Genomic DNA, 17,198 nt, shown 5'->3' on the forward strand with positions numbered 1-17,198 from the left:
AAACGTGTTAGAAGCTGAAACAAGTTCAGCTTGATGAAATTAGACTTTTTCAACAACCTCTTTTCTTTACTAATCCAATTTCCACCTTAAAAACCTTATAAGATCTATAACTTATAATGTCAAATACTTTTGCTAATTTTGATTCGACCTTGAAGCAAGCCTATGCCAACTCATAAACTCGATCCTACAAAATGGGTGGATAAATATTCCGATTACCTATTTAACTACGCAATTGTTAGGGTGAACGATCGCGAGGTGGCAAACGATTTAATTTCTGAAACCTTTCTTGCAGGCCTAAATTCTAAAGATAACTTTGAAGGAAGGGCCACAGAACGCACATGGCTTATTTCTATTCTGAAGCGAAAAATCATAGATTATTACCGAAAGATAAACTCCATAAAAGGTCAGGCTGAAGTTCGCATCAATTATTCAGATTCTGAAAATAATGGCGATTGGATGGAGGAACAGGTAGCCGATGCTTTTGATCGCACTGCCGAGGATGAGATGGAAAACAACGAATTGGGAATGGCTATTTTAGAGTGTCTCGATCAAATCAACGAAAAACACGCCGCCATCTTTAAGATGAAAACCATTGATGAGGCTGATACTGAGGCCGTATGTAAAGAATTCAATATTAGTCCGTCTAACCTTTGGGTAATCATTCACAGGGCGCGCACCGCATTGGCCGCATGCCTTGAAAAAAACTGGTTCTAAATTATGCCGAAAAGAAAATTTTTCATTTTTGACTGTTCAAAAGCAGAAAATTGCTGCGACAAAAGCCAATATAACGAGGCTGGAACACGCGAAAAACTATCAATGCTTATGCATTTGCTTTTATGCAAACCCTGCCGCAAGTACACCTCCAAAAACACTAAACTCACCCATTTAATAAAAAAATCTAAACTTAAAACTTGTTCTGAAAAAGAAAAAAAAGCCTGGAAAAACAGCATTGAAAAAGAAATGGCTAAAGGAGAATCTTAGCTAGCAGCCAAACTAAAAGCCAAAACACCGGAATTCCTTCCACCCAAAAAGCCGAATAATAACTTCCCTGATCTATCCGCGCTGCTTTTATAAAATACGCCGAAACCAATAAGATAAGACTTAAAGCAATTAAGTTGATTACAGAAAAATAAGATTTCAGAAACTCCAGGAACAGTATAATTCCTAATAATATATAACCGATTTTCTTAGTATTCGCTATTCCTATTTGCTGCGGAATTGTATTTAAATTCCCAGAATCAAACTTCAAGTCCCTTATCTCAAACGGAAGCGTTATAGCAATAACAAAGAAAAAACGCTGAAAAAAAGTGAGACCGATTTCCTTTAAATTAACCTGATCCATCAAGGGTAAAATAACAGTCACTCCGGCCCAAACCACGGCAATAATAAAAATTTTAATCCCACCAATATTTCTAAGATTTTGCCTGTTTTTACCTAGAGGAATAGCATACAGTAAAGTAAAAACTCCCAAAATAGCAGAAGCTAAAAGTATTTTTAATTCCTGCTGAAAAGCAAAATACAGCAAAGCCACGAAGCAAAAAAAGGAGAAAATCTGTATAAGTTTTAGGTTTCGGGCAAGGCTGGCGTGATGCAGTTTAGCGATGCCGGCATACTTCACAAAATTATAGCCGGTAATGCTTCCGAAGAAAATAAAAAACAGCAGGTTTTTATTAATTTCAATATTGAATTCCAGGAAGCTTAGTAAGCTTAATGAAACCACGGCCAAAGCCACGTGCAGACTGCTATTTATATAGAAATCTAATATATTTTTAAAACACTGCATCCTGCTAAATTAATCATTCTTCTCGCAACCAAAACTGACGTCATAAATCTTAACAAGTGTATACGTCTAATCACTAAAAAATTACGTTTAAAATATGTACTTTTGCAGCACAAAACACAACTTTATTTTAATGAGAACAGATTCTTTTGCCCTACGCCATATTGGCCCCAGAGAAAGTAATCTCCAGGCAATGTTGGACACCATTGGTGTAGATTCGTTAGAACAGTTAATATACGAAACCATCCCCGACGATATTCGTTTAAAATCACCCTTAAATTTACCTGCTGCACTTAGCGAAAATCAATATACCGAGCATATTGGCAAACTAGCTGCAAAAAACAAGGTTTTTAAGACTTATATAGGTCTTGGTTACCACCAGGGAATATTACCGGCTGTGATACAGCGAAATATTTTGGAAAACCCGGGTTGGTACACAGCCTACACGCCTTACCAGGCAGAAATTGCCCAGGGAAGACTGGAAGCTTTATTAAATTTCCAAACTATGGTAAGCGATCTTACCGGAATGGAAATTGCCAATGCCTCGCTTTTAGATGAATCTACTGCTGCGGCAGAAGCTATGGGACTTTTATTCGCTGTTCGCGATCGTAAGCAGAAGAAAAACGAAGTAAATAAATTCTTTGTTTCTGAACAGGCCTTACCACAAACCATAGATCTTATTAAAACGCGTGCAGATTTTATGGGCATAGAGCTAGTGGTTGGTAATCACGAAGAATTTGATTTTAGTGATAAATTCTTTGGAGCTTTAGTACAATATCCAGGGAAATACGGACAGGTTTTTGACTATGCCGATTTTGTATCAAAATGTAAAGATGCTGATATAAAAGTAGCTGTTGCTGCCGATATTTTGAGTTTGGTTAAACTACAGGCACCGGGAGAACTTGGTGTAGATGTGGTTGTTGGCACCACTCAGCGTTTTGGAATTCCATTAGGATATGGTGGTCCTCACGCTGCTTATTTTGCTACTAAAGAAGAATATAAAAGAAATCTTCCCGGAAGAATTATTGGGGTAACCAAAGATCTTGATGGGAACCACGCCTTAAGAATGGCACTCCAAACCCGCGAGCAGCATATTAAACGTGACCGCGCTACTTCTAACATTTGTACCGCGCAGGTTTTACTGGCTGTGATGGCGGGAATGTATGCAGTTTATCATGGACCTGATGGTCTAAAATATATTGCTGATACCGTTCATTTTTCTACAGTTACTTTAGCTGAAGAACTTGATAAAATGGGTGTTAAGCAGCTTAATTCAGCTTATTTTGATACGCTTCAGGTGAAAGCTGATGCTCAAAAAATTAAAGCTGAAGCCGAAAAGAACGAAATCAATTTCTATTACCCAGATGCTGAAACGGTTTGTATTTCTTTAAATGAAACTACAACCCAGGAAGACATCAATAATATTTTGAAGGTTTTCGCTAAAGTTTCAGGTGAAAAATCTACTGAAATTGAAAGCTTAAAAGAGGCATCTGCAATTCCTTCAGCATTACAGAGAAAAACCGATTTTTTAACGCATAAAGTTTTCAACCTTTACCATTCAGAAACTGAATTGATGCGTTACATTAAAAAACTGGAACGCAAAGATCTTTCTTTGAACCAGTCTATGATTTCGCTTGGAAGCTGTACCATGAAATTAAACGCAGCTTCAGAAATGCTTCCTTTAAGCAATCCTCAATGGGGGAATATTCACCCATTTGTACCGGTAGAACAAGCTGAAGGCTACCAGATCGTATTAAAAAGACTGGAAGATCAATTAACCGAGATCACCGGATTTTCTGCAACTTCACTTCAGCCAAATTCTGGTGCGCAGGGTGAATATGCCGGCTTGATGACTATTAGAGCTTACCATGAATCTAAAGGGGAAGGTCATAGAAATATATGTTTAATTCCTTCTTCAGCTCACGGTACCAACCCAGCTTCTGCAGTAATGGCGGGAATGAAAGTGGTGGTAACTAAAGCTTCAGAAAACGGAAATATAGATGTAGACGATCTTCGCGAAAAAGCGATAAAACATAAAGATAATCTTGCTGCTTTAATGGTAACCTATCCTTCTACCCACGGGGTTTTTGAATCGGCTATTAAAGAAATCACGCAAATTATTCACAATAATGGCGGGCAGGTTTATATGGATGGTGCAAATATGAATGCCCAGGTTGGTTTAACCAATCCTGGCGTAATTGGTGCCGATGTTTGTCACTTAAACCTACATAAAACTTTTGCAATTCCTCACGGAGGCGGTGGCCCGGGAGTTGGACCAATTTGCGTCGCAGAACAATTAAAACCATTTTTACCAGGAAACCCAGTAATAAAAACTGGTGGAGAAAATGCTATTGGCGCAATTTCTTCAGCACCATGGGGTTCTTCTTTAGTATGCCTTATTTCTTATGGTTACATAACCATGTTAGGCAGCAAAGGACTTCAAAAAGCTACAGAATATGCAATTCTTAATGCCAATTACGTAAAAGAGCGTTTAAACGAACATTACAAAACATTATATTCTGGAGAACGTGGCCGCGCAGCTCACGAGATGATCTTAGATTGCCGACCATTTAAAGAGAATGGAATTGAAGTAGTGGATATCGCCAAGCGATTGATAGATTATGGGTTCCACGCTCCTACTGTTTCTTTTCCTGTGGCAGGAACAATGATGATAGAACCTACCGAAAGTGAAAGCAAAGCTGAACTGGATAGATTCTGTGATGCATTAATTTCTATTAGGCAGGAAATTGAAGAGTTGGATAGCGAAGAAGATAACGTGCTTAAAAACGCACCGCATACTATTACTATGCTAACTTCAGATGAATGGAAATTCTCTTATTCAAGAGAAAAGGCGGCTTACCCGTTAAATTATGTGTCAGAAAATAAATTCTGGCCGAGCGTAAGACGTGTAGACGAAGCATTTGGAGACAGAAATCTAATGTGCACCTGCCCTCCTATTGAGGAGTATATGGATGCATAAGTTTTTAAAAATGCCTGAAAATTTTCTTCGGAAATAATTCCGACACTATTTTCAGGCATTTTTTATTTTGTGACTTTCATCACATTTTAGTATATTTTTCCTTTTTCTTTAAAGCTCACTATATTTGTAATTAGTACATTCGGAGTTTAATCTTAATTAAAAGTCAGATGAATATTAAAATTACCGGCACAGGTAGTTATATCCCTAAAGTTATAACCGCAAATGCTGACTTTGACAATCATGAATTTTTCAATCTTGATGGAACAGGATTTCCACAAGACAATAAAACAACAATTGCCAAATTTAAAGCCATAACGGGAATTGAAGAACGGCGGTATCTTGAAGAGAATTTGAACACTTCAGATATGGCAGTTATCGCGGCTCAGCAAGCTTTAGAAACTTCTAATACAGATCCCGAAACCTTAGATTATATTATTGTTGCCCATAATTATGGCGATGTTAAACACGAAAGCATTCAGAGCGATACCGTACCAAGTATGGCTACTCGCGTGAAATATCATTTACGAATTAAAAATCCAAAATGTGTTGGCTACGATGTACTTTTTGGATGTCCCGGCTGGATTGAAGGATTGATACAGGCACAGGCATTTATGAAAGCCGGAATGGCAAAAAAATGCCTTGTTATTGGTGCCGAAGCCCTATCTCGAGTTGTAGATAAACACGACCGTGACTCTATGATTTTTTCTGATGGTGCTGGGGCAGTGGTTTTAGAAGAAACCGAAGAAGAAGGTGGAATCCTCGCGCACGAATCTGGTACTTATGCTTTTAACGAAGCTAACTATATTTACTTTGGAAAATCTAACCGAACGGAAGCACCAGACGATTTACGATATATTAAAATGAACGGCCGTAAAATCTACGAATTTGCACTGATGCACGTTCCCGGGGCGATGAAAACATGCCTGGAAAATAGCGGAAAAGATATTAAAGACCTTAAAAAGATCTTTATTCACCAGGCTAACGAAAAGATGGACGAAGCGATTATAAAACGCTTTTACAAACTTCATAAACAAGAAGTGCCAGATAAGGTAATGCCTATGACCATTCAGGAGTTAGGCAACAGCAGTGTTGCTACAGTCCCTACACTTTATGATCTTGTGGTAAAAAATAAAATCGCAGATCAACAACTTAAAAAAGGAGATGTGGTGATGTTCGCTAGCGTTGGTGCTGGGATGAATGTGAATGCGATAGTTTACCAATACTAGATGTACGAAAATAGCTTCCCCAATAAACGATATAAGGAAACTTTAGAGTTTTTAGAAGCAAATGTACCCGCCCCTGAAAAAATTCTTGATTTAGGTGTAAAAAACCCTTTTTCAGAAATTATGGAAAAACATAATTACAAGGTGCAAAATACTGAAGGGGAAGATCTGGACATAAACACTACAGCCGTAGAAACTACCGCTTATAATGTGGTAACCGCTTTCGAAATTTTTGAGCACCTGGTTTCTCCTTATAACGTTTTATCAAATATTAAAGCCGATAAACTAGTAGCCACCGTTCCGCTTAAATTGTGGTTTTCCAGCGCATATCGCAGCAAAACAGATATGCGCGACCGGCATTACCACGAGTTTGAAGACTGGCAATTTGATTGGCTTTTAGAAAAAGCAGGTTGGAAAATTATTAGCAGAAAAAAGTGGACCAATCCTGTCAACAAATTGGGAATTAGACCAATTTTAAGATATTTCACGCCTAGATATTACGCGGTTTATGCCGAAAGGATTTAAGCGAAATTAATCTTTGCAGAACCTTTAAATTTCGCCACTTGAGGACCTATATTATTATTCCGGCATATAATGAAGCTGAATTTATTAGCGAAACTCTTCAGGCTTTAATCGACCAAAGTCAACCGGCTGATAAAATTGTAGTGGTAGATGACGGCTCTACCGACAATACTCCAGAAATCGTTTCAGAATTTATTGAAAAACATCCTGAAATCTCGCTGATAAAGAATTTTTCAAAAGGCAAGCATTTGCCCGGCAGCAAAGTAGTGAAAGCTTTTAATTTAGGTTTTAAAACACTTGACGAAGATTTTGATATCGTTTGTAAATTTGATGCCGATCTAATTTTTCCGAAGAATTATTTAGAGAAAATTAGCCTTCATTTTAAGGAAAACTCTAAAATCGGTATGGTCGGTGGATTTTGTGAAATTCAAAAAAATGGAGACTGGATCCTGGAAAATCTAACGGGGAAAGATCATATTCGCGGTGCGTTAAAAGCCTATCGAAAGGCCTGTTTTAAGGATATTGGTGGTCTTAAACCGGCTATGGGTTGGGATACCGCAGATGAACTACTTGCACAGTATCACGGTTGGGAAATAAAAACCGATGAAAACCTAAGGGTAAAACATCTTAAACCTACCGGGAAAAATTATACTAAAACTTCAAAATATAAGCAGGGAGAAGCTTTTTACAGCTTGAGATATGGCTTTGTGATCACTTTTATAGCTTCAGCTAAACTCGCCCTTAAAAAGAAAGATTTGGGCTTTTTCCTAAACTGTATCACCGGATTCTTATATGCTAAAAATGAAAAACGACCTTATCTTGTAAATAAAGATGAAGGTCGTTTTATAAAGAATTTACGCTGGAAAAAAATACAGGAGAAACTATTCTGAAATTTCGGTTTCTTCAGCATCCAGCATCATATATAGTGGTTTTCCGGTAGTTCCGTTAGGAAATGAGATTCCTAAAAGTGCTGAGACCGTTGGTGCGATATCTACAATTTCTGTTCTTTGGGTGGTACTGCCTTTTTTCACTCCGTTTCCATAGAAAATTAAAGGCGCATGGGTATCATACATCAATCCGCTACCGTGGGTAGAACCAGTTTCAGAATATACAATAGTTGCAGGATCTAAAACATACACCAAATCTCCACTCCTTTTTTGATTAAATCCATTTTGAATAGCTGCGCCTGCACCAGATACAAAACTACCGCTGCTAAGCTGATCTCGGGTGTATACTTTATCTATTTGATCTAATTGAAGAATATAATGTGCCAATTTTGATTGTAAGTCTGAAGAGCTGATTCCCGCTTCTTCCATCACTTCATAATTAAAGAAAATCTGACTGTTATAAACGCTTTCTATTAGCTTATCTTCATCAAATTCTTCTGAAACAAATTCTTCAATCTTTTCTCTAAATTCATCAGACTCGAAATACCCGGCCGGAATATTTACAGATTCAAGATAAGAAGGGACGTCAACTCCACCGTGATCTGCCGTTAAAAAAATAGTGTAATTACCTTCGCCAACTTTCGCGTCTAATTCTTTTAAAAGTTGAGCTATATTTTTATCAAGCCGAAGATAAGTATCCTGAACTTCTTTAGAATTCACTCCAAAATTATGACCTACCTTATCGGTACTGGAGAAGCTTAACGTAAGGAAATCGGTATCTACATCCTGTCCCAACTCTTCAGCTTCAATTGCCGCCAAAGCAAATTCCAGGGTAATATCATTTCCATAAGCTGAATTTTCAATGATATCAAACCCACCATTTTCCTTACTCAACTCTTCAAGGTCGTATGGAAAAGTAGCATCTTCTTTTCCTCTAAAACCACCTTCAAAATTATTCTTATCACTTCCGCTTTCGTTATAGCTTTCAATATCATATAAAGTAGTCCACGGCTTTAGATAAGCTTCTACTTTATCTGAATCATTAAAATCTTTAACCCATTGTGGTAATTCTTCCATATAAAATGAACTGGTAATCCATTTCCCTTCGTCGTCACCGTGAAACCAGTATGCTGCATTCGCAGTATGACCTGCCGGAAGAATAGACCCTCTATCTTTAATAGAAACCCCAATTGTTTTTCCGCGCATTTGAGTATGCAAGCGGTTTTCATCGGCTACCGTAGTGGTTTTCATTCTATGCGGAGACATTTTCCCGGCATCATCTTTAGTTCCAACCGGCTCTACAGAATCGTCTCCTGCGCAATAAACCGATTCGTGTATAAATTTATCATACCAGCCGTTACCAATAATGCCGTGATTCATAGGGCTGGTACCAGTATAAACCGAAGCGTGTCCCGGCCCGGTATAGGTAGGCACATAATTAAAATGATTATTCTTAAAATTATAACCGCCATTTATCAACTTTTTGAAACCGTCTTCACCAAACCTGTCCCAAAATCTCGTAAGATAATCGTAGCGCATTTGGTCTACCACAATTCCTACAACCAGTTTAGGTTTTTCTTCTTCATTTTCCTGGGAAAAACCCTGAAATGCCAAAAATGTGGCCAATAATAAAAATGTAAATCGCTTCATCATATTTTGTTTTATAGAAGTAGCCCAAAAATACTAAACTTATTAGGCTAAAGATTAATTCTACGTTAAATACTTTGGAGTAATTTTTTAGTATTTTAGCTTTACAAAAATTGCTTAATGAACTATCTACACTCCATTGGGGAATATTTTTTAATGCTGAAAGGAACTTTTCACCGAATGACAAAAGGTTCGGTTTTAAGAGGTTTAATCCTTAAAGAATTAGATGACCTGATTATTGGCTCCATGGGAATTGTAGCCTTTTTATCCTTTTTTATTGGAGCTGTAGTTGCTTTGCAAACTGCTTTAAATCTAAATAATCCTTTAATTCCCAAAACGCTTATTGCCTACGCGGCCAGGCAATCTATAATCCTGGAATTCGCACCTACCTTTATTTCTATAATTATGGCGGGGAAAGTGGGTTCTTATATTACATCCAGTATAGGTTCTATGAACGTTACCGAACAAATTGATGCGTTGGAAGTAATGGGTATTAATTCTTTAAACTATCTTATTTTCCCTAAGATAATAGCAATGCTTTTTTACCCTTTTGTAATCGCTATTTCCATGTTCTTAGGAGTTTTTGGAGCTTATGCGGCAGCGGTTTTTGGTGGTTTTGTACCACCAGATCAGTTTGTACAGGGACTTCAGGAAGACTTTATTCCGTTTCACCTGGTGTATGCATTTATTAAAACATTCTTATTTGCCTTTATTTTGGCAACAGTTCCCGCTTATCATGGCTATTATATGAAAGGTGGCGCGCTGGAAGTTGGCGAAGCCAGTACCACATCTTTTGTGTGGACAAGTGTAGTTATAATTATCACAAATTACGCAGTAACCCAATTATTACTAAGTTAATGATAGAAGTTGAAAATTTACATAAAGCATTTGATGGCGAGGAAGTTTTAAAAGGGATAGACTTTACTTTCGATAAAAGTAAAACAAACCTTATAATTGGTGAATCTGGATCAGGAAAAAGTGTACTTCTAAAATGTATGCTAGGCTTATTTACACCTGAAAAAGGAGTGATTAAATACGACGGGAAACCTTATACTGAATTTACTGAAGACGAAAAGAAAGACCTTAGTAAGCAAATAGGAATGGTTTTTCAAGGCGGGGCACTATTTGATTCTATGACGGTTGAAGAAAATGTAATGTTTCCGCTGAGAATGTTTACTAAAAAGAAAAAGAAAGAAAACCTGGAGCGTGTAAGAGAGGTTTTAAAACGTGTAAATTTAGATGGGTCTGAGAAAAAAATGCCTTCAGAAATTAGTGGAGGAATGCAAAAAAGGGTTTCTATTGCCCGGGCCATTGTAAACCGACCAAAATATTTATTCTGTGATGAACCAAACTCTGGGCTGGATCCCAAAACTGCTACGGTAATAGATAATCTTATTCAGGAAATTACGCACGAATATAATATCACCACTATAATTATTACTCACGATATGAATTCGGTTTTAGAAATAGGCGAAAAAATTGCCTTTCTAAAAGATGGGGTTTTAGCCTGGAAAGGTGATAAATCTCAAATATTTAAAACCGATGATGAAACCGTCACCGATTTTGTTTATTCTTCTAACCTTTTTCAGAAGGTAAGAGAAGCACAACAACAAGGCCTTTAATTAACAGATTTTACCTGCAGCGTATCCAGTTTTAAACGCACTTTTAACCACTTTTCAAAACGTTGCTTTTGCTCGGTGATTTGTCGGTTATTTAAATTATCTTTCCAGCCTACTGTAAAAGTGGGAATTGTATCGGTTTTTGCAAAATTAGTAGTAATCAAATTAGAATAGCCTAACTCGTCTATTCCGTCATAATTTATTTTTGCTTCCTGACTTAAATCACTAAATGAAAATCCGTCGCCCCGATACCTGGAAATTTCTTTTTCTAAAAGTGCTATTTTTTCATCTTTATCTTCAATTAACTCCTGGTTTTTAATATAAAGATCTTCCAGGATTCCGCTCCTAACCTGAGTAGAAAGCTGATCTATATTACCAGTGGGATCTGCTCCCTGGTGTACTATTAATTCAGTTTCTTTTAAAGCCTCAATATCGTCTATTTGCTGCTGCCAGGTAGAAATTGTAGCCTGCGGCACCCGGTTTCCAATAAGATAAACTTCAATACTTTTTTCATTATAATCGTACGAAGATTTAATAGTTTCAGTACCATCATATCTCATAACAGTAGCGATAAACTCTTTAGCTTTGGTTTCAAATAATTGTTCCTGAAGTAAGAAAACAAACAAAATCACACTGGGAATCATAACAATTACAGCAATAGTAGAAGCTATTTGCGCCGTTCTTCGGCGTTTTTTACTATTTACATATTTTACTAAAGGAAAACCAAGCACTTTAGTTACTACAAAGGTGGAAAGCGCAATAAATACCGCGTTAATTGAGAATAGGTACAAAGCACCACCGGCATAAGACCAGTTACCAATAGCCAACCCATAACCTACGGTGCAAAGTGGCGGCATAAGTGCTGTGGCTATAGCAACCCCTAGAATTACACTTGCAATAGTTCCTTTTTTGGTTTTAGCTACAATTAACGCCAAACCACCAAAGATTGCCACCAGGACGTCCAGAATTGTAGGGTAAGTTCTCGCAATAAGTTCAGGAGTCTCGGTTTTAACGGGAGAAACAAGAAAATAAATATAGGCGGTAAGTACACTTAAGCCAACCATTAAACCAAGGTTGATAAAAGATTTTCTAAGGGTAAGTACATCGTTTATGGCTACAGACATTCCCACGCCCACAATAGGACCCATTAGAGGAGAGATAAGCATCGCTCCAATAACAACCGCCGTACTACTTACATTAAGGCCTACAGAAGCCACAAATATTGAAAATATAAGAATCCAGGCATTGTGACCTTTAAAAGAAATATCTTTTTTTACCGCTTCAACAGTAGATTCCCTATCGGTATCGTGCCGAATTTCAAGAAGTTCTTTTACAAGCGCTTTTATATTTTGCCAAATCCCCTTGGCACTTTTACCCAAATCTTCAGAGTTTTCCTGTGAAGCAAGGTTTTGATTATTTTCAGGTTTCTGATTATTCTCCATATATACTTAACCTAAATCTTCTCCAAATTTCTCTATAGCCTTTTCTCTAATTTCCTTAATATCCTGTATTTTTTCCTTTGGGAAGATTAATAAAACGGCATCATTTTCTACCACCACATAGTCATTAAGGCCTTCCAAAACTACTGCCTTATTATTCTGAGTTTTAATAATATTTCCGGTGGACTCAAATGGTAATAGTCGGCCGTTCACAATGGTATTATTATACTCATCTTGCGGTAATTCATCTTCCAGGGATTTCCAGGTGCCTAAATCGTTCCATTTAAATTTGGCAGGAATCACAAATACGCTATCAGATTTCTCCATAATAGCGTAATCTATAGAAACATTTTGTGCTTTGTGATAATTTTCATCCAAAAACTTCTGCTCTTCATTAGTGTTATAAACATCGTTCCCCGCCTCAAAAAGCCTAAAAGTTTCTGGTTGATGTTCTTTAAAACTTTTTAAAATAAATTCGGCGCTCCATATAAAAATGCCGGCATTCCAGGCGTAATTTCCTTCTTTGAGAAATGTTTCAGCCTTTTTAAAAGTAGGCTTTTCGGTAAACTTTAAAACCGGTTTAGCGCCATTTCCTTCTTCCTCGTTATACTTAATATAACCGTAACCGGTATTAGGGAAAGTAGGCTCAATTCCCAGTGTTATTAATTTATCATTCTCAGCAACAATTTGAAAAGCTTCTTCTATATTTTCCTGAAACTCTAAATCACCCTGAATCCAGTGATCACTGGGCGCAACCAAAATCAGCGCATCTTTATTCTTCTTTTTAATTTTTAAAGCACCAAGTAAAATACTTGGAGCTGTATTTCTCATCTTTGGCTCCAGAACAATTTGCTCTTCTTTAACTCGTGGCAACTGTTCTTTTACAACATCTTTATATTCCTTATGCGTTAGAATAATTATATTCTCTACAGGCATAAGCTTCACTAAACGATGAAAAGTAGTTTGAATAAGCGTTGAACCAACACCTAAAATATCCTGAAATTGTTTAGGGTATTTGGAAGTACTTACCGGCCAGAAACGGGAACCAATCCCGCCGGCCATTAATATTGCGTAGTGATTTGTGTTTTTCATAAAAAAGGAATTAATTTTTTAGCAACTCCACTTCTGCATTGGGCTGAAACAAATAAACTTTACCCGTATCTACTTCCAGACATTCGTAGCGTTTTATTCTTCTTTCCCCTTTTTTAAAAGTTTTCCCGTTATATATTCGGAAAATTCCTCCAAACGGAATTTCAAAAATATAGTTTTTATCGTTCTCAGGATCAAAACTTTTAAGCGCTACCGATAATTTTGCATCGGTATCACTACTGGCTTTAGGATTTCTAAAATGCTGCGCAATTACCGGAAGCAATCCTGACGGGAAAATTTCCGGTCTTATAAATGGCAACATTAACTCCCTGAAAGTAAATTTCCATTCCTGCCCGTGTGGTTTTATTTGTCTGCCAAATTTCTCAAAAGCCAGTAAATGGGCAATTTCATGAACCAAAGTGATTAAAAACCGGTATTTATTTAAATTGGCATTTACCGTAATTTGCGGAGCACCATTGGGCATTCTGCGGTAATCGCCGTGCCTTGTTTTACGTTCATTTACAATTTTTAAATGAACATTATTGGCTTTAATCATTTCAAAAACCGGGGGAACCGCTCGTTCAGGAATATATCTTTCAAGAATTTCTCTCATTGGCTACGGAGTACTGTTAGATACCTGGAGCAATTTACCATTATAATATTTATGCCCGGTGAGGCTAAAATTGGCAATGTATTCTGCCATATCTCTGGCTGAAAGTGGAACTTCCAACCCGGGAAATGCCTCTTCCAGCATTTCGGTTTGTACAGCTCCTAATGCTAAAACATTAAAAGAAGGTCCGTTTTCTTTATATTCTTCAGCTAAAAGCTCGGTTAAAGTAATTATTGCGGCTTTACTGGAACTATAAGCTGAAAGCCCCGGAAATTTAACACTGCCCTGTACGCCACCCATGGTACTAATATTTACCACGTGCGAATCTTTCTTCATAAAGGTCAATAATTTTTGAGTTAAACCGACAACCCCAAAAACATTTGTACTATATATTTTCTGAAATTCTTCTGCTGAAATTTCTTCAAAAGGTTTATTGATAAGCGCCCCCGCGTTGTTAATAACAACGTCAACTTTTTCCCATTTTGCATCGATAAATGCTGAAACTTTTTCAATATCTTCCGGCTTTGAAATATCGCAGGAAAAAGTAGTTACGTTGTCCAGATTTAATTCAGAAACCGGCTTGTCGTTTCGGGAAAGTGCCAGTATTTTATGCCCTTTTTCGGCAAAAAATTTTACCATTTCGTAGCCCATTCCCCGGCTGGTTCCTGTTATGACAATATGTTTCATTTTTTTAATAGTTTTATTTCTTTTTGAGGCGTATTCGCCATTTTCAAAATTCCGGGAATTACGCTTTCAATTACATTGGTCATATGTACTACATCAAGCTTTTCTGCTTCATCGGCTACGTGATGATAGTAATTGTAATTGGTAAAATCGAAAGTTGAAATTGTTTGCGCAGGAACATTAAATTCCTCAAAAAACGGATAATTATCGCTTCGTTTAAATAAATTATATTCTTTGGCCTGTGGGAGAAATCCAAGAACTTTTTTGCCAGAATATTCATTGAATTTTTCGGCAAAATTAGAGTTTTCGTAACCGGTGAGATAACCTATATAATCTTTATTGTGCATAGGTATACCAATCATTTCAAAATTGAATAAAGTATAAAGATCAAGCTTATCTTCCTTAAGTTGTTGCGCTATTTTTCTTGCTCCTACAAGCCCCATTTCTTCCGCAGAAAATAATACGAACATAATGCTTCGCTTATTATCATCTATTTTGGCAAATTTCTTAGCCAACTCTACAACCGCAACGGTCCCTGCAGCATTATCGTTGGCGCCATTAGCTATAGAATCTCCTTCTACGGATTCCTGGATCCCTATATGATCGTAATGTGCTCCCAGAATAATAAATTGATCTTTAAGCTTAGGATCGTTTCCTTCCAACATTCCAACCACATTAAATCCTTCAACACCCTTTATTTCAAAATTGTGCCGATATGTGTCGAAATATTTTTGAATCCCATTTTCTTCAAAAATGCTTTCAATTTTTTGCGCGGCCAGTTCAATTCCTTCTGTCCCGGTTTCCCTTCCTTTTAATTCATTTGAAGATAAATATTTTAGTAATTCTTCAACTTCAGCTTGTTGAACATTAGTATTTAAACTGGTTTTTACTTTTTTTGAAGTTGTAGCAGATTGTGAATTTCCGCAGGAAGAAATTAGCAGAATTGCGGCTAACAAAGTGAAACTAAGTGTAATTTTTCTCATACTGTTAAAGATAAAAAAATCCCGCAAAGCTGCGGGATTTTAATAATTAGTTATTTTTAAAAAACCGGGATTATGCTAACATAGTTACCGGGTTTTCCATATAAGTTTTAAGCGTTTTTAAGAAAGCAGCACCGGTTGCACCGTCTACTGTTCTATGATCGCAGGCAAGGGTTAATTTCATAGTATTTCCTACTACAATTTCACCATTTTTAACCACCGGTTTTTCAACAATAGTTCCTACAGAAAGGATTGCCGAGTTTGGTTGGTTAATAATACTGGTGAATTCAACTATCCCAAACATTCCCAGGTTAGACACGGTAAAGGTACTACCTTCCATATCTTTTGGCTGTAATTTCTTGTTTCTGGCTTTACCGGCAACGTCTTTTACATTATTCCCAATTTGGGTCATAGACATTTGATCGGCAAATTTTAAAACAGGAACCACAAGACCTTCTTCTACGGCCACTGCAACACCCATATGAATGTGCTTAGCAATTTTCATAGATTCTCCTGTCCATTGGCTATTTACCTGTGGGTGCTTACGAAGTGCCATCGCACTTGCCTTAATTACCATATCGTTAAAAGATACTTTAACATCTGGCATTTCATTAATTTGCTTACGTGAAGCCATTGCATTACTCATATCTACCTCTATAGTTAGATAGTAATGCGGTGCGTTAAACTTAGATTCCCCAAGTCGTTTGGCAATGGTTTTACGCATTTGAGAGTTTTTAATCTCTTCAAAGCTTTCTTCTCCTGCAGGCACATAAGGTTGTGGTGCAGCAGCTGCGTCTCCTTTACTTTTTTCTTTTGCAGCAGCAGGTTTGTCTGAAGGTTTGTAATCCTCAATGTCTTTTTTCACGATACGACCATTGCCGCCGCTACCTTTGACATCTGAAAGATCTATACCTTTATCTTCTGCCATTTTTTTGGCCAATGGAGAAGCAAAAATTCTTCCACCGTCTTTTGTAGAATCTGAAGATTTCTTTTCAGAAGATTTGATTTCTTCTTTTTCTTCAGATTTATCTTCTTTCTTCTCTGATTTTCCTGAAGATTTCTTTTTAGACTTCCCGTCTACTGAAACATTAGAAACATCTGTTCCTTCTGGTCCTATAATAGCAAGAAGACTATCTACTTTTGCTGTTTCGCCTTCTTCAAGACCTATTTTAAGCAAAGTTCCTTCGTAAAAAGATTCGAATTCCATGGTAGCCTTATCGGTTTCGATTTCGGCAAGAATATCTCCTTCTTCTACTTTATCGCCTTCCTTTTTCAACCAGGAAGCAACAGTACCTTCTTCCATGGTATCGCTTAAACGAGGCATAGTAATAATTTCTACACCTTCAGGAATCCCCCCGTCATCGCTATCGCCATCACTTTCAGCTTCGTCTTCGCCCTCGTCTTCATCTTCATCAGAATCTGACTTATCTTCTTCTTTATCTTTTTTCTCGTCCTTTTTAGAATCTCCGTCACCTTTTAGTAAATCAGAAATATCTTCACCTTCCTCACCAATAATAGCAAGCAAAGTATCTACAGGTGCAGTTTCGCCCTCTTCGATACCAATATGAAGCAGGGTCCCTTCGTAAAAAGATTCAAACTCCATGGTAGCTTTATCGGTTTCTATCTCTGCAAGGATATCTCCTTCTTCAACTTTATCACCTTTTTGTTTTAGCCACTTCGCAACAACACCTTCTTCCATGGTATCGCTCAAACGCGGCATATTAATTACTTCTGCCAT

15 protein-coding genes are annotated in these 17,198 nt (G+C 37.2%); 7 read left to right on the forward strand and 8 right to left on the reverse strand.

The genetic code is table 11. The features are described 5' to 3' along the window. Positions 1–162: 162 nt before the first annotated feature. Complete coding sequence (locus BM084_RS15990; RefSeq protein ID WP_075324977.1) at positions 163–714, forward strand: sigma-70 family RNA polymerase sigma factor; 552 nt, start codon at positions 163–165, stop codon at positions 712–714. 250 nt (positions 715–964) lie between these two features. Here the strand turns inward: BM084_RS15990 and BM084_RS16000 are convergent, their stop codons facing one another. Further along, complete coding sequence (locus BM084_RS16000; RefSeq protein ID WP_075324979.1) at positions 965–1,783, reverse strand: UbiA prenyltransferase family protein; 819 nt, start codon at positions 1,781–1,783, stop codon at positions 965–967. Positions 1,784–1,913: 130 nt separating this feature from the next. On the opposite strand from BM084_RS16000, the gene gcvP reads away from it, so the two are divergent. The 4 genes from gcvP to BM084_RS16020 all read left to right on the forward strand — a co-directional run bounded on the left by gcvP (position 1,914) and on the right by BM084_RS16020 (position 7,395). Next, positions 1,914–4,760, forward strand: a complete 2,847-nt coding sequence (gene gcvP / locus BM084_RS16005) for an aminomethyl-transferring glycine dehydrogenase (RefSeq protein WP_075324980.1) — start codon at positions 1,914–1,916, stop codon at positions 4,758–4,760. 167 nt (positions 4,761–4,927) lie between these two features. After that, on the forward strand, positions 4,928–5,986 hold the full coding sequence (locus BM084_RS16010) for a 3-oxoacyl-ACP synthase III family protein (protein WP_093306054.1): 1,059 nt from the start codon (positions 4,928–4,930) through the stop codon (positions 5,984–5,986). Further along, positions 5,987–6,508, forward strand: a complete 522-nt coding sequence (locus BM084_RS16015) for a methyltransferase domain-containing protein (protein WP_075324982.1) — start codon at positions 5,987–5,989, stop codon at positions 6,506–6,508. It abuts the gene before it with no gap. 38 nt (positions 6,509–6,546) lie between these two features. Continuing rightward, positions 6,547–7,395, forward strand: a complete 849-nt coding sequence (locus tag BM084_RS16020; protein ID WP_093306056.1) for a glycosyltransferase family 2 protein — start codon at positions 6,547–6,549, stop codon at positions 7,393–7,395. Here BM084_RS16020 and pafA read toward each other — a convergent pair. Further along, on the reverse strand, positions 7,387–9,042 hold the full coding sequence (pafA, locus tag BM084_RS16025) for an alkaline phosphatase PafA (RefSeq protein WP_093306058.1): 1,656 nt from the start codon (positions 9,040–9,042) through the stop codon (positions 7,387–7,389). The genes BM084_RS16020 and pafA overlap by 9 nt on opposite strands. A 117-nt stretch (positions 9,043–9,159) precedes the next feature. Here pafA and BM084_RS16030 point away from each other — a divergent pair, with 117 nt between their 5' ends. Beyond that, the gene (locus tag BM084_RS16030; RefSeq protein ID WP_075324985.1) at positions 9,160–9,897 is read left to right on the forward strand and encodes an MlaE family ABC transporter permease; all 738 of its coding nucleotides are present in this window, start codon (positions 9,160–9,162) and stop codon (positions 9,895–9,897) included. After that, positions 9,897–10,661: an ABC transporter ATP-binding protein gene (locus tag BM084_RS16035; RefSeq protein WP_075324986.1), complete on the forward strand. Its 765-nt coding sequence runs from the start codon at positions 9,897–9,899 to the stop codon at positions 10,659–10,661. The genes BM084_RS16030 and BM084_RS16035 overlap by 1 nt, the downstream gene beginning before the upstream one ends. Here the strand turns inward: BM084_RS16035 and BM084_RS16040 are convergent. The 6 genes from BM084_RS16040 to BM084_RS16065 all read right to left on the reverse strand — a co-directional run bounded on the left by BM084_RS16040 (position 10,658) and on the right by BM084_RS16065 (position 17,198). Beyond that, a complete protein-coding gene (locus BM084_RS16040) occupies positions 10,658–12,100 on the reverse strand; it encodes a DUF389 domain-containing protein (RefSeq protein WP_075324987.1) in 1,443 nt (480 codons plus the stop codon). The genes BM084_RS16035 and BM084_RS16040 overlap by 4 nt on opposite strands. Before the next feature lie 6 nt (positions 12,101–12,106). Further along, entirely contained in the window at positions 12,107–13,189 is a 1,083-nt protein-coding gene (locus BM084_RS16045) for a mannose-1-phosphate guanylyltransferase (protein ID WP_075324988.1), read from the reverse strand. Positions 13,190–13,199: 10 nt separating this feature from the next. Continuing rightward, a complete protein-coding gene (locus BM084_RS16050; RefSeq protein WP_075324989.1) occupies positions 13,200–13,799 on the reverse strand; it encodes a SprT-like domain-containing protein in 600 nt (199 codons plus the stop codon). 3 nt (positions 13,800–13,802) lie between these two features. Next, the gene (locus BM084_RS16055; RefSeq protein ID WP_075324990.1) at positions 13,803–14,483 is read right to left on the reverse strand and encodes an SDR family NAD(P)-dependent oxidoreductase; all 681 of its coding nucleotides are present in this window, start codon (positions 14,481–14,483) and stop codon (positions 13,803–13,805) included. Then, complete coding sequence (locus BM084_RS16060; RefSeq protein ID WP_093306059.1) at positions 14,480–15,463, reverse strand: M20/M25/M40 family metallo-hydrolase; 984 nt, start codon at positions 15,461–15,463, stop codon at positions 14,480–14,482. The genes BM084_RS16055 and BM084_RS16060 overlap by 4 nt, the downstream gene beginning before the upstream one ends. 70 nt (positions 15,464–15,533) lie before the next feature. After that, a complete protein-coding gene (locus BM084_RS16065) occupies positions 15,534–17,198 on the reverse strand; it encodes a pyruvate dehydrogenase complex dihydrolipoamide acetyltransferase (RefSeq protein ID WP_093306061.1) in 1,665 nt (554 codons plus the stop codon).

Source organism: Salegentibacter agarivorans, from assembly GCF_900113135.1.
Classification (GTDB): Bacteria; Bacteroidota; Bacteroidia; order Flavobacteriales; family Flavobacteriaceae; genus Salegentibacter; species Salegentibacter agarivorans.